Source organism: Streptomyces sp. NPDC003034, assembly GCF_053591375.1.
Genome location: NZ_JBSFTS010000041.1, coordinates 1 through 18,536, shown reverse-complemented (window position 1 = coordinate 18,536; position 18,536 = coordinate 1). Strand labels below are relative to the sequence as shown.

Annotated in this window: 18 protein-coding genes; 10 read left to right on the top strand and 8 right to left on the bottom strand. The window is 69.6% G+C overall.

Going from position 1 to position 18,536, the window contains the following annotated elements; all coding sequences use genetic code 11:
- Window positions 1–44 precede the first annotated feature (44 nt).
- Together ACWDX7_RS27155 and ACWDX7_RS27150 are read right to left on the bottom strand one after the other, a co-directional pair.
- Window positions 45–320, bottom strand: a complete 276-nt coding sequence (locus tag ACWDX7_RS27155; protein WP_451489393.1) for a hypothetical protein — start codon at window positions 318–320, stop codon at window positions 45–47.
- A 6-nt stretch (window positions 321–326) separates the two neighbouring features.
- Window positions 327–500: a hypothetical protein gene (locus ACWDX7_RS27150; RefSeq protein ID WP_451489394.1), complete on the bottom strand. Its 174-nt coding sequence runs from the start codon at window positions 498–500 to the stop codon at window positions 327–329.
- Between the two features lie 264 nt (window positions 501–764).
- Between ACWDX7_RS27150 and ACWDX7_RS27145 the strand changes: the two genes are divergently transcribed.
- Together ACWDX7_RS27145 and ACWDX7_RS27140 are read left to right on the top strand one after the other, a co-directional pair.
- Window positions 765–1,751, top strand: a complete 987-nt coding sequence (locus tag ACWDX7_RS27145) for a helix-turn-helix transcriptional regulator (protein ID WP_451489395.1) — start codon at window positions 765–767, stop codon at window positions 1,749–1,751.
- Window positions 1,752–2,365: 614 nt separating this feature from the next.
- The gene (locus ACWDX7_RS27140; RefSeq protein ID WP_451489396.1) at window positions 2,366–4,060 is read left to right on the top strand and encodes an AMP-binding protein; all 1,695 of its coding nucleotides are present in this window, start codon (window positions 2,366–2,368) and stop codon (window positions 4,058–4,060) included.
- Window positions 4,061–4,128: 68 nt separating this feature from the next.
- Here ACWDX7_RS27140 and ACWDX7_RS27135 read toward each other — a convergent pair whose 3' ends face one another.
- Together ACWDX7_RS27135 and ACWDX7_RS27130 are read right to left on the bottom strand one after the other, a co-directional pair.
- A complete protein-coding gene (locus ACWDX7_RS27135; RefSeq protein WP_451489397.1) occupies window positions 4,129–4,617 on the bottom strand; it encodes a glutathione peroxidase in 489 nt (162 codons plus the stop codon).
- Window positions 4,618–4,725: 108 nt separating this feature from the next.
- Window positions 4,726–5,562: a hypothetical protein gene (locus ACWDX7_RS27130; protein WP_451489398.1), complete on the bottom strand. Its 837-nt coding sequence runs from the start codon at window positions 5,560–5,562 to the stop codon at window positions 4,726–4,728.
- 322 nt (window positions 5,563–5,884) lie between these two features.
- Here ACWDX7_RS27130 and gcl point away from each other — a divergent pair, with 322 nt between their 5' ends.
- Entirely contained in the window at window positions 5,885–7,672 is a 1,788-nt protein-coding gene (gcl, locus tag ACWDX7_RS27125) for a glyoxylate carboligase (protein WP_451489399.1), read from the top strand.
- Window positions 7,673–7,776: 104 nt separating this feature from the next.
- Here the strand turns inward: gcl and ACWDX7_RS27120 are convergent, their stop codons facing one another.
- From ACWDX7_RS27120 to ACWDX7_RS27105, 4 genes are all read right to left on the bottom strand, one after another.
- On the bottom strand, window positions 7,777–8,358 hold the full coding sequence (locus ACWDX7_RS27120) for a TetR/AcrR family transcriptional regulator (protein ID WP_451489400.1): 582 nt from the start codon (window positions 8,356–8,358) through the stop codon (window positions 7,777–7,779).
- A gap of 463 nt (window positions 8,359–8,821) precedes the next feature.
- Window positions 8,822–10,279: a catalase gene (locus ACWDX7_RS27115; protein WP_451489506.1), complete on the bottom strand. Its 1,458-nt coding sequence runs from the start codon at window positions 10,277–10,279 to the stop codon at window positions 8,822–8,824.
- 232 nt (window positions 10,280–10,511) lie between these two features.
- Window positions 10,512–11,402 carry a 2-hydroxy-3-oxopropionate reductase gene (locus tag ACWDX7_RS27110; RefSeq protein WP_451489401.1) on the bottom strand — a complete coding sequence of 297 codons (891 nt, stop codon included), beginning with the start codon at window positions 11,400–11,402 and terminating at the stop codon, window positions 10,512–10,514.
- Window positions 11,403–11,477: 75 nt separating this feature from the next.
- On the bottom strand, window positions 11,478–12,311 hold the full coding sequence (locus ACWDX7_RS27105; protein ID WP_451489402.1) for a TIM barrel protein: 834 nt from the start codon (window positions 12,309–12,311) through the stop codon (window positions 11,478–11,480).
- Window positions 12,312–12,437: 126 nt separating this feature from the next.
- Here ACWDX7_RS27105 and ACWDX7_RS27100 point away from each other — a divergent pair, with 126 nt between their 5' ends.
- The 7 genes from ACWDX7_RS27100 to ACWDX7_RS27070 all read left to right on the top strand — a co-directional run bounded on the left by ACWDX7_RS27100 (window position 12,438) and on the right by ACWDX7_RS27070 (window position 18,379).
- A complete protein-coding gene (locus ACWDX7_RS27100; protein WP_451489403.1) occupies window positions 12,438–12,689 on the top strand; it encodes a hypothetical protein in 252 nt (83 codons plus the stop codon).
- Complete coding sequence (locus ACWDX7_RS27095; RefSeq protein WP_451489404.1) at window positions 12,686–13,069, top strand: helix-turn-helix domain-containing protein; 384 nt, start codon at window positions 12,686–12,688, stop codon at window positions 13,067–13,069. The genes ACWDX7_RS27100 and ACWDX7_RS27095 overlap by 4 nt, the downstream gene beginning before the upstream one ends.
- A gap of 174 nt (window positions 13,070–13,243) precedes the next feature.
- Window positions 13,244–13,759: a 2-oxo-4-hydroxy-4-carboxy-5-ureidoimidazoline decarboxylase gene (uraD, locus tag ACWDX7_RS27090; protein ID WP_451489405.1), complete on the top strand. Its 516-nt coding sequence runs from the start codon at window positions 13,244–13,246 to the stop codon at window positions 13,757–13,759.
- Between the two features lie 2 nt (window positions 13,760–13,761).
- The gene (gene uraH / locus ACWDX7_RS27085) at window positions 13,762–14,166 is read left to right on the top strand and encodes a hydroxyisourate hydrolase (protein WP_451489406.1); all 405 of its coding nucleotides are present in this window, start codon (window positions 13,762–13,764) and stop codon (window positions 14,164–14,166) included.
- A 5-nt stretch (window positions 14,167–14,171) separates the two neighbouring features.
- On the top strand, window positions 14,172–15,095 hold the full coding sequence (pucL, locus tag ACWDX7_RS27080) for a factor-independent urate hydroxylase (protein WP_451489407.1): 924 nt from the start codon (window positions 14,172–14,174) through the stop codon (window positions 15,093–15,095).
- Window positions 15,096–15,285: 190 nt separating this feature from the next.
- Window positions 15,286–16,689 carry an 8-oxoguanine deaminase gene (locus ACWDX7_RS27075; RefSeq protein ID WP_451489408.1) on the top strand — a complete coding sequence of 468 codons (1,404 nt, stop codon included), beginning with the start codon at window positions 15,286–15,288 and terminating at the stop codon, window positions 16,687–16,689.
- Window positions 16,690–16,996: 307 nt separating this feature from the next.
- Window positions 16,997–18,379, top strand: a complete 1,383-nt coding sequence (locus ACWDX7_RS27070) for a nucleobase:cation symporter-2 family protein (RefSeq protein WP_451489409.1) — start codon at window positions 16,997–16,999, stop codon at window positions 18,377–18,379.
- The last annotated feature ends 157 nt before the right edge of the window (window positions 18,380–18,536 follow it).

The window sequence follows — 18,536 nt, the reverse complement described above, 5'->3', positions numbered from 1 at the left end:
GGGCCTCGGTGCGGGGAAGTCGGGGTGCACTGGCCCAGAAAGGGTCAGCGGTGCGTCGCGGTGGCGCAGTAGCCGTGCAAGGCAAGGGGCGAGTGGGCGCTGGTGAGGATGGCGTGCGCCTGGTCGAGGGCTGCGACCTCGGATGGGGCACGCAGGAAGAGGTAGATGTCTATGCCTTCGTCGGAGGCCTTGACCCGCAGGTGTTCCAGGCCGTGGGACGGGGCGGCGTGCGCCCAGATCAGGTCGGAGACGAGGGCCAGCGCGCTGTTGTGAGCGGGACATCGCGGAGTCCCGGCGAGGGAGGCTCGGACGACGCGCATCGGGGGTTAGTCCCAGTTGATGCTGTACGCCCCGGCCATCGGGGCGGTGTCCCAGTTGATGCTGTCCGGAGCGGAGGCCACGATCTTGGCGCTCCCGTCGGCGACGCCGGCCGAGGGGGTCGTGGCGGCGCCGGCGCAGAGCAGGAAGGAGAGGGTGGCGGCAGCGGCGGTGCGGGACATGGTTTCCCCTGGATCGAAAAGTTGTGGAGTGGGTTCAGACGGTGTGCTGCTGCGCGCTGCTCCGGATCGTCCTTGCGGCTCTGGCCTGAGTCGGGACTCTCGCCCCGCCGTTCCGGTGATCACCATGTTGCCGCCCGCGTGACCTGCGGAGAAGGGCTTCCGAGTGGCACCAAAGGGCCTGTCACCTTGGTGCCACCCCGTGGCCTACGATCAAGAAACGGATCGCCCGCGTGAGCGGTCGACATTCAGCCGGGGGGCTGGGAAATGCTGCAATCGCTGGGGCTGGGGCCGGACGTGGAAGCCGTGTACCGGGGCATGCTGGCCGACGCGTCGGGGGGTGTCGCGGAGCTGTGCGTCCGCCTCGGTCTCACCGAGGCGCAGGTGCGGGACGGCCTGGACCGGCTCGTCGACCTCGACCTGTTGAGGCCGTCGAGGGACAGCCCGGGCGCACTGCGCGCGGTGAGCCCCGAGCTGGGCCTGGAGCTGCTGCTGCGTCGGCAGGAGGAGGAACTGGCCCGCCGCCAAGAGGTGTTGGCGCGCAGCAAGGCCGCCGCCGCGCGGGCGGTCTCCGAATTCGCGGAGCTCCGCCCGAACACGGAGGTCGACGGTGGGGAACGGCTGGTGGGCATGGACGCCATCCAAGGCAGGCTTGAGGAGCTCGCTCACGGGCTGACGCGGGAGTGCCTGGCGATCCTGCCCGGCGGCGCGCTGTCCGAGGCGAGTTTGGAGGCGTCTCGCCCACTCGACCGGTGCGCCCTGGACCGCGGCATCGAGATGCGTTCTGTCTACCAGGACAGTGCCCGCAACGACCCGATGACGCTGGGGTACGCCCAATGGCTGACGGAAGCGGGCGGCCAGGTGCGCACGAGCCCCCTGCTGCCGTCCCGTCTGCTGATCTTCGACCGCAGCGTGGCTGTCGTCCCCATCAACCCGGCCAACTCCCTCCTGGGGGCCCTCTGCACCCGCGCGCCCGGCATAGTGGCGTCACTGCTGACCCTGTTCGAACAGACCTGGGACGCCGCAGTCCCCCTCGGCGCGGACCGCGCCCGCTCCACGGACTTGAAGCCCACCGCGGGTGAACTCGAACTCCTCAAGCTGCTGGCCTCAGGAATGACGGACGAAGCGGCCGGCAAACGCCTCGGGGTGTCCCTGCGCACCGTCCGCCGCCAGATGTCCGCACTGATGGAACGCCTCCACGCCACCAGCCGCTTCGAAGCCGGCCTGAAGGCAGCTCAGCAGGGCTGGCTCTGAGCGTCCTCCGCCAGGCGGGGGACAACGCCCCGGTCGTGTCTGCTTCGCAGATCACGCTCTCTTCCACACCGCACGGACGTGCACAGGCGCGCGCCAACTACGGAGAGGGCGGCAGTGGGGACGACGGCGGCCGCGTCTTCACTGCCCGGGGTCGTACGCCGCAGCCGGAGATCAACGCGGAGGGAACCGGCGCCGGAACTGCGTGTCACGGCACTGGTGCCGGTAGCCAGCTGGTGCTGTGCAACGTGAGCCGGGCCAGCACCGCACGTGGGACAGGCGTTGTCCGTGGCGGGCTGGGACGGCGAACGTGGCTGCGATCGCCGCGAACGCCTCGTGCCTGAACACGTTGCTCGCCAGGCGCGACGGGCACGTCCTGCACCAGTTCTCTACAGCGAGGAGCTCCTGGCGCGCAGCCCCGAGCGTTGGGCGCCGGTCGCCCCGACTGGAGGCCGGCCCCCGCGCCGCAGCCCGGCGGCGAGAGCGGGTAGACGCCGCCGGTCCCTTCCCACGCCTCTGGACTGAAAGAGATGGCCACCATCGAGCGTCCGCTTCGGGTCAATCCACGGCTGACGACGCCCTGGTGATCCGTACGCCGGACCCGGCACCATGCCCCCATGACGGAGAACAGCGCCACCGCCCAGTTCCTGGCCGCGCGGGACTTCCTGCTGGAACGCCGCGGGGACTACGGAGCCGCCCACGCCGGATTCACCTGGCCCCGCCCGCGCCACTTCAACTGGGCGCTGGACTGGTTCGACCACATCGCCGCCGGGAACGACGCCGACGCCCTGCGGATCGTGGAGGAGGACGGCACCAGCCGGGCCTTCTCCTTCGCGGAGCTCGCCGTACGCTCGGACGCGGCCGCCAACTGGCTGCGCGGCCAAGGGGTGGCCGCGGGCGACCGGCTCCTGGTCATGCTCGGCAACCAGCGGGAGCTCTGGGAGGTCATGCTCGGCGCGATGAAGCTCCGCGCCGTCGTCATCCCGGCCACCCCGCTCCTCGGCGCGGCCGACCTGCGCGACCGGATCGAACGCGGCCACGTACGCCATGTCATCGCGCGCGCCGAGGACACGGAGAAGTTCGACGGGGTGCCCGGCGCCTACACCCGGATCGCCGCCGGACCGGAAGTACCCGCCGGCTGGCGGCGGCTGGAGGACATGTTCCCCGGCGGCGCGGCCCCCGCCGGCAGCCCCTTCACCCCTGACGGCGAGACCCTTGCCACCGACCCCCTGATGCTGTACTTCACCTCCGGCACCACCGCCCGGCCCAAGCTCGTCGAGCACACCCACGCCTCGTACCCCATCGGGCACCTCTCCACCATGTACTGGCTCGGACTGCGCCCCGGCGACGTCCACCTCAACATCGCCTCGCCCGGCTGGGCCAAGCACGCCTGGTCCAACCTCTTCGCCCCCTGGAACGCCGGCGCCACCGTCTTCGTCCACAACTACACCCGCTTCGACGCCGGGCGGCTGCTGGCGGAGATGGACCGGTACGGCGTGACCACCTTCTGCGCCCCGCCCACCGTGTGGCGGATGCTCATCCAGTCCGACCTCACCGCGCTGCGCACGCCCCCGCGCGAGGCCGTCGCCGCCGGCGAGCCGCTCAACCCCGAGGTCATCGAGAGGGTGCGCCGGGCCTGGGGGATCACCATCCGCGACGGCTTCGGCCAGACCGAGACCACCCTCCAGATCGGCAACTTCCCGGGGGAGCCGGTCAGGGCCGGCTCCATGGGCCGCCCCGCACCCGGGTACAGGATCGTCCTGCTGGACCCCGTCACCGGGAAGGAGGCCGCCGACGAGGGCGAGCTCTGCGTGGACCTGCGCCCGGGCCCCGCCGGGGTCATGACCGGCTACCGCGACGACCCGGAGCGCACCGCGGAGGCCATGGCGGACGGGCTCTACCGCACCGGCGACATCGCCTCGCGGGACTCCGAGGGCTACCTCACCTACATCGGCCGGGCCGACGACGTGTTCAAGGCCTCCGACTACAAGATCAGCCCGTTCGAGCTGGAGAGCGCCCTGCTGGAACACGAGGCCGTCGCCGAGGCCGCCGTCGTCCCGGCCCCGGACGCGCTGCGCCTCGCGGTGCCCAAGGCGTACGTCACGCTCGCCGCCGGCTGGGAGCCCGGACCCGAGACGGCCCGGGCGCTGTTCGCGCACTGCCGCGCGGTGCTGTCCCCGTACAAGAGGATCCGCCGCATCGAGTTCGGGGAACTGCCCAAGACCGTGTCCGGCAAGATCCGCCGGGTGGAACTCCGGGAGCTCACCGCGGCCGGTTCGGCGGGGGAGTACGACGAGGCCGAGCTGAGGTGAGGCCCGGCGGCGGGGCCGGGGACGGCCGTTCGTACGCCGGCCCCGCGCCCGCCCCCGCACGGGTCCCCTTACGCGGGCAGGTGCGCCTCGATCGCGGCGATGACCTCGGGCGCCTCGGGCTCGGTGCGCGGGCGGAAGCGGGCCACGACCTCGCCGGCGGGGGAGATCAGGAACTTCTCGAAGTTCCACTGGATGTCGCCCGCCTCGCCCTCGGCGTCCGCGGTCTTCACCAGCTCCCGGTAGAGCGCGTGCCGGTTCTCGCCGTTGACGTCGGACTTCTCCAGCATCGGGAAGGTGACGCCGAAACCGGCGGCGCAGAACGTCTGGATGTCCTCGGCGTTGCCGGGCTCCTGCCCGCCGAACTGGTTGCAGGGCACGCCTATGACGGTGAAGCCCTTCGCCTCGTACGCGAACTGCAGGCGAGCCAGCCCGGAGTACTGCGGGGTGAGACCGCACTGCGAGGCGGTGTTCACCAGCAGGATCACCTTGCCCTTGTGAGCCGCCAGGCTGGTGGGCTCATCGGACAGGGTGGTCAGCGGGATGTCGTACAGGCTCATCGGGCTCTCTCCTCAGCGTGACGGGGGCAACGGGAACAGGCAACGGATCCGAGCTTAGGGGGTGGCCGCGACCACCCCCGAGCCCCCCGTCGAGGACGCGGCCCGCTCCTACCGGGCCCCCGCCTCGATCAGCGCGTCCGCGGGGTCGTTGACCGGCTGCGGCATGCCCGTCAGGTCCATGACGAAGAGCGGTATCCCCAGCTCCGCCGCGCGGTCACGGGCGTCCTTCGTATAACCGGCGAGCGCGAAGTAGACGCTGGTCGCGGAAGAGGTCAGCCCGTTCAGCCAGACGCACTCCACCGCCCGCAGCCCGGCCGGCGCGGTGGTCGGATCCACCTGGGCGACCAGCCCGGGAGCCCGCAGGTCCACCACGGCCGAGGGGATCGGCCGCCCGTCGGGCTGCCGTACGTCCTGGAAGCCGAGCCACCGCAGGTACAGCGCGGCCGTGGCCACCGCGTCGCGGGCCGTACGGATGGTCACCGGCCGGAAGGCGGGCCGCGGCACCGGCGTGGCGGGCGGCGGCAGCTGCGCCGCGCGTGACTCCGCGGCCGAGCCCCGGCGCGCGGCCCCCGACGGCGAATCCGCCCGGCCGCCCGCCGCCTGCGGGCCCGCGTCCGTCCGTACCTCCGGGGACGCGGAACCGGCCGGCCCGGCCGCGCCGGGCTCGGGTTCCGGGCGCTCCGGCGGATGCACCGGAATCATCACCACCGTGCCGCACGAGCCGCACCCCACCTCGGGATGCGGCCATTCGCTCTCCCGCCCGCAGGACCCGCACCGCACCGCGACCCAGGTGTTCGACCAGGTGCGGTGGGTCAGCGTCAGTGGCGCGGCCACCAGGTCCAGCGGCGGTACGACCGGGCTTCCGCAGGCGCAGGGAAACACCGGGGCGACGTAGTTGTTCTCGCGCAGGCACGCCGGGCAGCGCACCGGTACCGCTTCCGCCATGAGACTCGGACCCCCTCCATCGCTCCATCGCTGTGCGTAGGTACATGGTCCACCACGGGCGACCGCCGGAGCGGCTCCGTTCACGGATTGGGGACCTCTTGGGGAGCCAGCGGGGGACCGGCCGGGGACGCGTCGGGAGCCGATGACCGGCCCGGAGGCGGGTCATTCGTGCAACTCACGGACCGAGACGCGGCTTTTGGTGGCTTCCGGGGTCCCGTAGTGCCTTGACGTGTGCCACGGCGCGCCTTAGCTTGTTCCGTATAGCAGAACAATACTTCCGGATTACGGAAAAGCCTGACCGCCAGACCCGCAGGAGAACTCGATGCCCCGTATGACAGCCGCCGCCGCTGCAGTGGAGATCCTCAAGCTTGAGGGCGTTTCGCAAGCGTTCGGCGTGCCCGGCGCTGCGATCAACCCGTTCTACCGCGAGCTCAAGAACGTGGGCGGCATCAACCACACGCTGGCCCGCCACGTCGAGGGCGCCTCCCACATGGCCGAGGGCTACACGCGTGCCAAGGCCGGCAACATCGGCGTCTGCATCGGCACCTCGGGCCCGGCCGGCACCGACATGATCACCGGCCTGTACTCCGCGATCGCGGACTCGATCCCGATCCTGTGCATCACCGGTCAGGCCCCCGTCGCGAAGCTGCACAAGGAAGACTTCCAGGCGATCGACATCGCCTCGATCGCCAAGCCCGTCACCAAGGCCGCCACCACGGTCCTGGAGGCCGCGCAGGTCCCCGGTGTCTTCCAGCAGGCCTTCCACCTGATGCGCTCCGGCCGTCCGGGCCCGGTCCTGATCGACCTTCCGATCGACGTCCAGCTGACCGAGATCGAGTTCGACCCGGAGACCTACGCACCGCTGCCGGTCTACAAGCCGCAGGCCACCCGCGCCCAGGCCGAGAAGGCCCTGCGCTTCCTCCTGGAGTCCGAGCGTCCGCTGATCGTCGCCGGTGGCGGCATCATCAACGCCGACGCCTCCGACCTGCTGGTCGAGTTCGCCGAGCTCACCGGCGTCCCGGTCATCTCCACCCTCATGGGCTGGGGCACCATCCCGGACGACCACGAGCTGAGCGCCGGCATGGTCGGCGTCCAGACCTCGCACCGCTACGGCAACGCTACCTTCCTGGAGTCGGACTTCGTCCTCGGGATCGGCAACCGCTGGGCCAACCGTCACACCGGTTACAACCTGGACGCCTACACCAAGGGCCGCAAGTTCGTCCACGTCGACATCGAGCCCACCCAGATCGGCAAGATCTTCGCCCCGGACTTCGGCATCGCCTCCGACGCCAAGGCCGCGCTGGAGCTCTTCATCGAGGTCGCCAAGGAGCTCAAGGCGGAGGGCAAGCTGCCCGATTTCAGCGCCTGGGCCGCCTCGGGCCAGGAGCGCAAGGCCACTCTCCAGCGCCGTACGCACTTCGACAACATCCCGATGAAGCCGCAGCGCGTGTACGAGGAGATGAACAAGGCCTTCGGCCCGGAGACCCGGTACGTCACCACCATCGGCCTCTCCCAGATCGCCGGCGCGCAGATGCTGCACGTCTACCGGCCGCGCAACTGGATCAACTGCGGCCAGGCCGGCCCGCTCGGCTGGACCATCCCGGCCGCGATCGGCGCCGCCACCGCGGACCCGGAGACCCCGATCGTCGCGCTCTCGGGCGACTACGACTTCCAGTTCATGATCGAGGAGCTCGCGGTCGCCGCGCAGCACAAGGTCCCCTACGTCCACGTCCTGGTGAACAACGCCTACCTGGGCCTGATCCGTCAGGCGCAGGGCGGCCTGGGCATCAACTTCGAGGTCAACCTCGAATTCGAGAACATCAACACCCCTGAGCTGGGCGTCTACGGCGTCGACCACGTCAAGGTCGCCGAGGGTCTGGGCGTCAAGGCCATCCGGGTCACCGACCCGAACGAGCTGGGCGCCGCCTTCGAGCAGGCCAAGAAGCTGGCTCAGGAGTTCCAGGTCCCGGTCGTCGTCGAGGCCATCCTGGAGCGCGTCACCAACATCTCGATGAGCAAGACGGTCGACATGAGCGACGTCACCGAGTTCGAGGAGCTCGCGACCGAGCCGGGTCACGCCCCGACCGCGATCCGCCCGCTGGCCGTCTGACCCACCGGCCCCGCCACACCGCAGCGGCCCCCGTCCCTCCCTCAGGAGGAACGGGGGCCGCTGCGTACGTGTCCCCGTACGGCCGTTGAGGCCGGCAGGCAGGCCTACGCGGGCGCTGGGCCCAGTTCGGCGTCCACGGCCCCGCGGAGCAGCCCGCGGGCCCGTTCCAGGGACAGGGACCCGCTCAGCCAGCGTTCGCTGAGTCCCTCCACGAGGGCGGTCAGCCGCTCGGCGGCGTCCAGGGCAGGCACGCGCGCGTCGGCGAGCCCCGCCGCCTGGGCCTCGCGGACGGCGTCCGCGACGTCCTCGGACCAGGACCGGGTGGCTTCGGCCAGGTTCTCGCGCAGATCGGCGTCGAAGACGGCGCTGGCGCGCAGTTCGCCCCAGGCGATGCTGTTCTCCCGCACCCGGGGGATGTCCTGGAGCTCGCTCAGCAGCAGTTCCAGGAGGGCGGCGCGGGCGTCCGGGGCGGCGCCCAGCGCCTCGTCGGTGTAGTCGGTGGCCCGGTCGCCGATGAAGGCCAGGGTGCGCCGCACCAGGCCGGCGCGGTCCTTGAAGTGGTAGTAGATCAGCGCGGTGGAGACCCCCGCTTCGGCCGCAAGCTCCTCGACGCGCAGGCCTCTGACGCCGTTGCGCGCGACGACCCGTACCGCCGCCTCCAGAATCAACGCCTGGCGATCGGCCACTGTGACTCGCACCCCTCGGTCGGACCCTCGACTGACCTTCCCGTCAGGCCGCCGCGCCCCACGATAACCGCAACCGGGCCCCCGCCCGGGACCGACCGCCACCCGCCCTACCCCGCCCCCGGACACGACAGAGCGCCGAGTCACGGGACCGTCCGTGACTCGGCGCTCTGGTATGGGGAACTGCTGACCGCCCGACGGAGCGAGGCTGGCGCGACAGGACGTTCGCACCGCCGGGCGGAGTTCAGGAAAGGCTGGGACCGCGGCGGGCGGTGACGGGAACTCCGGCACCGTCTCCCTCAGGTCAAGAGACGGGCCTCGGAACCCATGACCACCGCACTGGCTCACACGCCCGCCACGGTCCTCGTCCTGCCCCCACCGCGTACCACCCCTCATCCGGGTCCGCGGTGCGGGCGAGCACCCGGAGCCTGACCTCCCGTCAGGCTCCCGGTGCGGCTTGGGGCCCTCAGGCGTCGCGCAGGGCGCGAACGGCCTCCTCGACGCGCTTGCCGTAGTCGGCGTCCGCGGCGTGGAAGTGAGCCAGGTTCTTCTCGATGACGTCTTCGAGGGTGACCTGAGACAGGCCGCCGGCGATGTTCGCCACCAGACGCTGCTTCTCGGCCTCCGACATCAGGCGGTAGAGCTCACCGGCCTGGAAGAAGTCGTCGTCCTTGGTGTGGGCCGGGGCCTCGTGGGTGCCCGTGTAGCCGGAGACGGCCCTCGGGGCGCCGAGCGCGAGACCGGTCTCGACCGGACCCTGGTACGAGTTGGGCTCGTAGTTCTTGTCGTGGCGCGAGCCGTTGCGCAGCGCCATGACACCGTCGCGGCCGTAGTTCTCGGCCGTCGTCGCCTTCGGGGCGTTGACCGGGAGCAGGGTGTGGTTCACACCGAGGCGGTAGCGCTGGGCGTCGGCGTACGCGAAGAGACGGCCCTGGAGCATCTTGTCCGGCGAGGCGGTGATGCCCGGGACGAAGTTGTTCGGCGAGAAGGCGGACTGCTCCACCTCGGCGAAGACGTTGTCCGGGTTGCGGTCGAGGACCAGCCGGCCCACGCGCTGCAGCGGGTAGTCGGCGTGCGGCCACACCTTGGTGAGGTCGAACGGGTTGAAGCGGTAGTCCGCGGCCTCGGCGGCGGGCATGATCTGGACGTACAGGGTCCAGCTCGGGTGCACACCGCGCTCGATCGCCTGGAGCAGGTCGGTCTGGTGCGAGTTCGCGTCCTTGCCGACGAGCTCGGCGGCCTGCTCGCTGGAGAGGCAGCGGATGCCCTGGTTCGTCTTGAAGTGGTACTTGACGAAGAAGGCCTCACCGCGGGCGTTGGTCCACTGGTAGGTGTGGGAGCCGTAGCCGTTCATGTGGCGGTAGGAGGCCGGGATGCCGCGGTCACCCATCAGCCAGGTGATCTGGTGCGTCGCCTCGGGGGCGTGCGCCCAGAAGTCCCAGACGTTGTCCGGCTCCTGCTTGCCCGTGAAGGGGTCGCGCTTCTGGGAGTGGATGAAGTCGGGGAACTTGATCGGGTCCTTGATGAAGAACACCGGGGTGTTGTTGCCGACGAGGTCGTAGTTGCCCTCTTCGGTGTAGAACTTCAGCGCGAAGCCGCGCGGGTCGCGGACCGCGTCCGCGCCGCCGAGCGAGTCGGCCACGGTGGAGAACCGCAGGAAGGTCTCGGTCTTCTTGCCGACCGTGTTCAGGAACGCGGCGCTGGTGTACGCGGTGACGTCGTCGGTCACCTCGAAGTGGCCGTACGCGGCCGAGCCGCGGGCGTGCACCACACGCTCCGGGATGCGCTCACGGTTGAAGCGGGCAAGCTTCTCAAGGAGCTGCTGGTCCTGGACCAGGAGCGGGCCACCGACGCCGGCGGTGGCGGAGTTCTGGTTGTCGGCGACCGGGGCGCCGGACTCGGTCGTCAGCGTGCGCTTCGACATGGTGACCTTCCGTACGGGTAACTGCTGACGGAAAGCGTCTTCCGTCATGCGGAACACAGCCTAATTTCGGCGTGAACCCAACGTCAACAGTTTGTTGAAGAAAGATGAGAGAGGTGATCCGGACGGCGCCGGCGCTTGGGCGCGACAGGACAGGTGTCAGCACCGGCGCCATCCGGAGACTCAAGTCCCCCTAGGGGGAGGGCCGGGAGCCGGGGCTCCCGGGTGCGGTGCGTCAGACCTGGGAGCCGGAGAGGCGCTCGACGGCGCGCAGCAGGGCCGAGTGGTCCAGGCCACCGTCGCCCTGGGCGCGCAGCGAGGCGACCAGCTGGGCCACGACCGCACCGACGGGCAGGGCCGCGCCGACGTTGCGGGCGGCGTCGGTGACGATGCCCATGTCCTTGTGGTGCAGGTCGATCCGGAAGCCGGGCTTGAAGTCGCGGTTCAGGAAGTTGTCCTTCTTGCGGGTCAGGACCGTGGAGCCGGCCAGACCGCCGTTGAGGACGTCCAGGGCGGCCTGGAGGTTCACGCCGGACTTCTCCAGGAAGACGACGGCCTCGGCGCACGCCTGGATGTTCACCGCGACGATGAGCTGGTTGGCGGCCTTCACCGTCTGGCCGGAGCCGTGCGGGCCGCAGAGCACGATGGTCTTGCCGAGGGCCTGGAGGACCGGCAGGGCCTCGTCGAAGTCGGCCTGCTCGCCACCCACCATGATCGACAGGACGGCCTCGATGGCGCCGGCCTCGCCGCCGGACACCGGGGCGTCGATGACGCGGATGCCCTTCTCGGCGGCGTTCTTCGCGAGGTCGATCGAGGTCTGCGGGGTGATCGACGACATGTCGATGACCAGCGCGCCGGACTTCGCGTTCTCCAGGATGCCGTTCTCACCGTAGGAGATGGCCTCGACCTGCGGGGAGGCGGGCACCATCGTGATGATGACGTCGGCGTCCTTGACGGCCTCGGCGATCGAGCCGGCCGCGGTGCCGCCGGCGGCGGCCAGGCGGTCCAGCTTGTCCTGCTCCAGGGTGTAACCGGTGACCGCGTAACCGGCCTTCAGAAGGTTCTCGGCCATGGGGGAGCCCATGATTCCGAGGCCGATCCAGGCAATCTTGGGGAGGGTGCTCATGAGGAGGGTCCTTCTCTTAATGCTTTGTACGAAAAGTGCGGGGCGTGCCTGGCTGATCGCCTGGACTTGGTCCGTCTACCGGGCGGCGCGAGCCTCGGCCGGCAGCCACGCGAAGGAGGCGGCGGCGTCGGCGGCCTTGTACTCCAGGCCTACGTAGCCCTCGTATCCGGCCTTCTTGAGCTGGTCGAGCAGTGCCTCAAGAGGCAGCTCGCCGGTGCCGGGGGCACCTCGTCCCGGCTTGTCCGCGATCTGGACGTGGCCGGTCTTGGCGGCGTACTTTTCGATGACCTCGGAGAGGTCCTCATCGTTCATCGCCAGGTGGTACAGGTCGAGGAGGAACTTGGCGTTCCCGAGGCCGGTGGCCGCGTTCACCTTGTCCACCACCTCGATGCCGGCCGGTGCGCTCACCAGGGGGTAGAGCGGCGACTCGGGCTTGTTGAGGGTCTCGATGAGGAGGATCGCGCCGACGCGGTCGGCGGCCTGTGCCGCCACGACCAGGTTCTTCAGGGCGAGCTCGTCCTGAACGGCAGGGTCCACGCCTTCGACGCGGTTGCCGTAGAGGGCGTTCAGCGCCTTGCAGCCGACCGAGGCCGCGAAGTCGGCGGCCACGTTGATGTTGGCGTTGAAGCGCTCCGACTCCTCACCGGGAACCGAGACCGCGCCGCGGTCCGGTCCCGGCAGCTGGCCGGCGTAGAAGTTCAGGCCCACCAGCTGGGTGCCGGCGTCCTCAAGAGCCTTCTTGAGGGCGTCGAGCTCCTCCTGTGCGGGGGTGGGGGTCTCGATCCACGGCCACCACAGCTCGACCGCGGTGAAGCCCGCCGCGGCGGCTGCCGCGGGACGCTCCAGAAGCGGGAGCTCAGTGAAGAGGATCGAAAGGTTCACATCGAAGCGCTGGTCCGTGTATCCCATGAGGGGTGTGCGCTCCTTCCGTATTGCGGAAGTTAGTTTCTGCTTGATGGAAGACTGCATGGAGCTTCGGGCGGCTGTCAAGTGCGGACTCCCGAAAAGTCCCGACCGCGCAGTAGGTTGACCAGCGTGCGATTGAGACTGGAGTTCACGACCGAGCCCTTCGATCTCGAAGAGGCCCCCGCCCATGCCGTAGCCGCTCGCGAGGTCATCCAGAAGGCCCAGCTGGACGCGGTGGATGTCGGCCCGTTCGGCAATACCGCCGAGGGGGAAGCCGACGAGGTGCTCGGCGCGGTGGCCGCCCTCTTGCGCGGCTCGCTGGGCGCCGGCGCCACGCGCGTCTCGCTCCAGGTCAATGTGATCGGGGAGGACACGACATGACCGAGCCCCGCGACCACCCCTTCGTCACCGCGGTCAAGCCGCTCGTGGACGCCATGGGCGGCGAGCTCATGGATCCGGCGCTGGCCCAGCCCGACGACGTCGTGCTCACCTGGGAGGGCCAGGAGCTGCTGGCCGTGCGCCTGCCCCAGCTCTCGGATTCGCTGGACCACATCCTGGCGGCCCTGGAGCGGCGGCACGGCGTACCGCTGTCGCAGCTCGACCGGAAGTCCAAGCAGGACGTCGTACGGATACTGGAGGCGCGAGGCGCCTTCTCGGTCCGGCACGGCGTGGAGACGGTCGCGGGCGCCCTGGGGGTCAGCCGTTTCACGGTCTACAACTACCTCAACCGGGAAAATCCCAACAAAAACAGCCAAGCCTAAGCGCTGCATGAGCAGTGCGTGAACGTCGATTGACCGTGCGTGACGAGCCGCCGCCCTATTCATCCGGGCGGCGGCTTTTGTGTACGGGAAGTTTCAACAAAGTGTTGACGCCGTGTTGCCGAGGGCGTTAGCTATGCGCAGCCCGTCAAAGCAACAAGGCCACGGAGGCCTACCGTGACTTCGAGTCCGACCCCGGGTCTCACCCGGTTCAACGCCTTGGACGACAGCGCGGCCACGGCCGAGCTGCACGAGGTGTGCGCCAGTTCGGCATGGGTGAGCAAGCTGCTCGCCCAGCGCCCCTTCGCCACCGCCGCATCCCTCTTCGCCGCGAGCGACGCCGCCATGGCCGAGCTCACCGCCGAGGACCTGGCGGAGGCGATGGCAGGCCACGCGCCGATCGGCCGGCCGAAGCCGGGAGACCCGACCTCCGCCCGCGAGCAGCGAGGCATGGCCGGTGCCTCGGAGGAGCTCAGGAACGAGCTCCTCGAACTGAACCTGGCGTACCAGGAGAAGTTCGGCCACGTCTTCCTCATCTGCGCCACCGGCGCCACCGGTGAGTTCATGCGGGACGCGGTCAAGGTCCGGATCGGCAACTCGCCGGAGCAGGAGCGGGAAATCGCCCGCGGCGAGCTCGTCAAGATCAACCGGATCCGTCTGACCCGCCTCGTGGAACTCGTAGGAGGAGAGTGAGCATGAGCACTGAGACCACCGCGTCGGTGTCCACCCACATCCTGGACACCAGCATCGGCAAGCCCGCCGAGGGCGTCGCCATCTCCCTGAGCGCCCGTGCGGGCCTGGAGGGCGAGTGGGCGGCCCTGGGCGGCTCCGCCACCGATGCGGACGGGCGCTGCAAGGACCTGCCGGCACTGCCGGAGGGCACGACCCACGTACGTCTCGACTTCGAGACCGAGGCGTACTTCTGCGATCCGCAGAGTTCCAATAAGCAAGCCGAGGCGCAGCAGGACGCCCCCCGCGTAAGGGACAGCGGTGCGTTCTTCCCGGAGGTCACGATCACCTTTGCGGTGAAGCCGGGCGAGCACTACCACGTACCGCTGCTGCTCAACCCGTTCGGCTACTCCGTTTACCGAGGGAGCTAGCAGACATGACCACGATTCTCGGCCAGAACCAGTACGGCAAAGCGGAGAACCGCGTCGTCAAGATCACGCGGGACGGCGACACCCACCACATCAAGGACCTGAACGTCTCGGTCGCCCTCTCCGGCGACATGGACGACGTCCACTACTCCGGCTCGAACGCCAACGTGCTGCCGACGGACACCACCAAGAACACGGTGTACGCGTTCGCCAAGGAGTACGGCATCGAGTCCGCCGAGCAGTTCGGCATCCACCTGGCGCGCTGGTTCGTCAACAGCCAGGAGCCGATCAAGAAGGCCCGCATCCGGATCGAGGAGTACGCCTGGGACCGGATCGCCACCTCGGACGCCAACTCCAAGTTCATCGGCTCCGACGAGGTGAACCACTCCTTCGTCCGCCAGGGCATGGAGACCCGCGTCACCCAGATCACGTACGACGGCGAGAACTGGGAGGTCATCTCCGGCCTCAAGGACCTCGTCGTCATGAACTCCACGAACTCCGAGTTCTGGGGTTACGTGAAGGACAAGTACACGACGCTGAAGGAGGCCTACGACCGCATCCTGGCCACCCAGGTGTCGGCCCGCTGGCGCTTCAACTGGTCGGATGACGAGCAGCGGATGCCCAACTGGGAGAAGTCCTACGCCGAGACCAAGAAGCACATGCTCCAGGCCTTCGCCGAGACGTACTCCCTCTCGCTGCAGCAGACCCTCTACCAGATGGGTTCGCGCATCATCAACCACCGTTCGGAGATCGACGAGGTCCGCTTCTCGCTCCCGAACAAGCACCACTTCCTCGTGGACCTTGAGCCCTTCGGCCTCAAGAACGACAACGAGGTCTACTTCGCCGCGGACCGCCCGTACGGTCTGATCGAGGCCACGGTCCTGCGGGACGGCGTTGACGCCCGCATACCCGTGGACATGACCAACCTCTGACGCGGCTCGCACGTCCCGGGGCTCCGCAGTGGCCCCGGGACGGCGCGACACTCTTCAGCTTCCTGAATCGGCACCCGGACGCACCCCACGGGGCGGCAGTACTGTCAGCTGTCAAGGCCCCCGGCTCCGGCACTCAAATCTCCTGGGCCTTGCCGTGCCCGCACCGCCACTGAAAGCACGAGGAAGTCCCATGGCAGCATCGGCAGCCCATGACAGCGCGGTGGAGCGCATCGTCATCGAGAACTGTGCGATTGCGACCGTCGACGCGAACGACACCGAGTACGCCTCGGGCCACGTGGTCGTCGCCGGCAACAAGATCGAGTCGATCGGTGCGGGCAAGGCCCCCGAGAACCTCGGCAATGTGGTCCGCCGCATCGACGGCACGGGTCACCTCGTCACCCCGGGTCTGGTCAACACCCACCACCACTTCTACCAGTGGATCACGCGTGGTCTGGCCACCGACCACAACCTCTTCAACTGGCTCGTCGCGCTGTACCCGACGTGGGCGCGCATCGACGAGCAGATGACGTACACGGCCGCGCAGGGCTCCCTGGCGATGATGGCCAAGGGCGGCGTCACCACCGCCATGGACCACCACTACGTCTTCCCCAAGGGCTCCGGCGACCTCTCCGGCTCGATCATCCGCGCCGCCTCCGAGATGGGCGTGCGCTTCACCCTCGCCCGCGGCTCCATGGACCGCAGCGAGAAGGACGGCGGCCTGCCCCCGGACCACGCCGTCGAGACCCTAGAAGGCGCGCTCGCCGACACCGAGGCGACCGTCAAGAAGCACCACGACTACTCCTTCGACGCGATGACCCAGGTCGCCGTCGCGCCGTGCTCGCCCTTCTCGGTCTCCACCGAGCTGCTCAAGCAGGGTGCCGAGCTGGCCCGCCGCCTCGGGGTGCGCATGCACACGCACGGCTCCGAGACCGTCGAGGAAGAGCAGTTCTGCAAGGAACTGTTCGGCATGGGCCCGACCGACTACTTCGAGTCGACCGGCTGGCTCGGCGAGGACGTGTGGATGGCGCACAGCGTCCACATGAACGACTCCGACATCGCCGCCTTCGCCCGTACCAAGACCGGTGTCGCGCACTGCCCGTCCTCCAACGCCCGCCTGGCCGCCGGCATCGCCCGCGTCCCGGACATGCTGGCCGCCGGCGTCCCGGTCGGCCTCGGCGTGGACGGCACCGCCTCCAACGAATCCGGTGAGCTGCACACCGAGCTGCGCAACGCGCTGCTGATCAACCGCCTGAACCCGGTCCACCGCGAGCGCGCCCTGAACGCGCGCCAGGCCCTGCGCCTCGGTACCTACGGCGGCGCCCAGGTCCTCGGCCGCGCCGACAACATCGGCTCCCTGGAGGCCGGCAAGCTCGCCGACCTGGTGATGTGGAACCTGAGCACCCTGGCTCACTCCTCCATCGCCGACCCGGTGACCGCGCTGGTCTTCGGCGCCGCCGCGCCGGTCACGCTGTCGCTGGTCAACGGCAAGCAGATCGTGGAGAACAACCGACTTCTCTTCGTCGACGAGGATGCCATCGCGGTGTCCACGCGGGAAGAGGCCCAGCGCCTCGCGCGGATCTCCGCGCAGGCCTGACCCCACGGAGTCCGGCCGGGGGGGACGGCCCCCGGCCGGTGGCCGCGGACCCGAGCGGGGTCCGACGGCAGCCGTTCCCGGGAAGCGCCCGAGAGTCTTCGAGGGCGCCCCCGGGGCCGGTTCGATCCTGTCTGCGCCACCACCACGGCACCGCCGGCCCTCCAGCGGCCCGACGGCGCGGGACGACTCGGGCGAATCGTTTCCGCGACAACTGAATACAGGCTCGACTCGCACACTTTCGCACCACCTCCATGACACCCACGTCCCTGCCGACGTGTTTAACCGACCGGAGGAAGCCGTGGCCGCAATGCCCAGGTTTCGCAAAGACGCAGTCGCAGTACCGGAGGAGAAGCACCCGGTCGACGAGACCTTGCCTCCGCTGAAAATGTTCACCAGCGGCCTCCAGCACGTGGCCGCCATGTACGCCGGTGTCGTCGCCCCGCCCATGATCGTCGGACCTGCCGTGGGTCTCTCCGCCACCGAGACCGCCTTCCTGATGGGCGCCTCCCTCTTCACCGCGGGCCTCGCCACCCTCCTGCAGACCCTCGGGTTCTGGAAGATCGGCGCCAAGCTCCCCTTCGTCAACGGCGTCTCCTTCGCCGGTGTGACCCCGATGATCGCGATCGGCAAGGGGGAGGGGGACAGCGCCATCCCCATCATCTTCGGCGCGATCATCGTCGCCGGAGTCCTCGGCTTCTTCGCCGCCCCGTACTTCGGCAAACTGGTCCGCTTCTTCCCCCCGGTCGTGACGGGTACGGTCATCACCCTGATCGGCGTCTCGCTCCTGCCGGTGGCCTTCAACTGGTCGCAGGGCGGCAACAGCACCGCCGCCGACTACGGTTCGATGAAGAACGTAGGCATGGCCGCCGCCACCCTGGTCATCGTGTTGCTGATGCGCAAGTTCCTGCGCGGCTTCCTCCAGCAGATCGCCATCCTGCTCGGCCTGGTCGCGGGCACGCTCATCGCCATCCCGCTGGGCATGACGAGCTTCGACGCGATCAAGAACGCGTCCGTGATCGGCTTCCCCACCCCCTTCCACTTCGGCGCCCCGCAGTTCCAGGTCGCCGCCATCATCTCGATGTGCATCGTCATGCTCGTCTGCATGACCGAGTCCACCGCCGACATCCTGGCGCTGGGCAAGATCGTCGGCCGCCCGGCGGACGCGAAGACCATCGAAGGGGGCCTGCGCGCCGACACCCTCGGCAGCGCCATCAGCCCGCTGTTCAACGGCTTCATGTGCAGCGCCTTCGCACAGAACATCGGCCTGGTCGCCATGACCAAGGTGCGCAGCCGCTTCGTCGTCGCGGCCGGCGGCGGCATCCTGATCCTGCTGGGCCTGTGCCCCATGGCCGCCTCGGTCATCGCCCTGGTCCCGCTGCCGGTCCTCGGCGGGGCGGGCATCGTCCTCTTCGGGTCGGTCGCGGCCAGCGGGATCCAGACGCTCGCGGGCGCCGCCATGGAGAAGGGTGAGAACGCCCTGATCGTCGCGGCCTCGGTGGGCATCGGCCTCATCCCGATCGCCGCGCCGCAGTTCTACCACGCCTTCCCGAAGGACCTGCTGGTCGTCCTCGACTCCGGCATCAGCACCGGCTGCGTGGTGGCGATCCTGCTGAACCTGGCCTTCAACCACCTCGGCGCCAAGAAGGACGCGGCCCCGGCCCCCGCCCCGGAGCCGGTGCCCGTGCACTGACCGGCCGCGCCGGCCACGCCGACCACGCCGGCCGGCCCCCTTGCCCCGGTCCTGCCGTTTCCGCTGGCCCGGCGGCCGGACCGGACCCTCCGGCGGCGCGCACGCCACCCGATCGTGGAACAGCGTCGTCCGCAGGATCGTCACTCCCAGCCCGGAC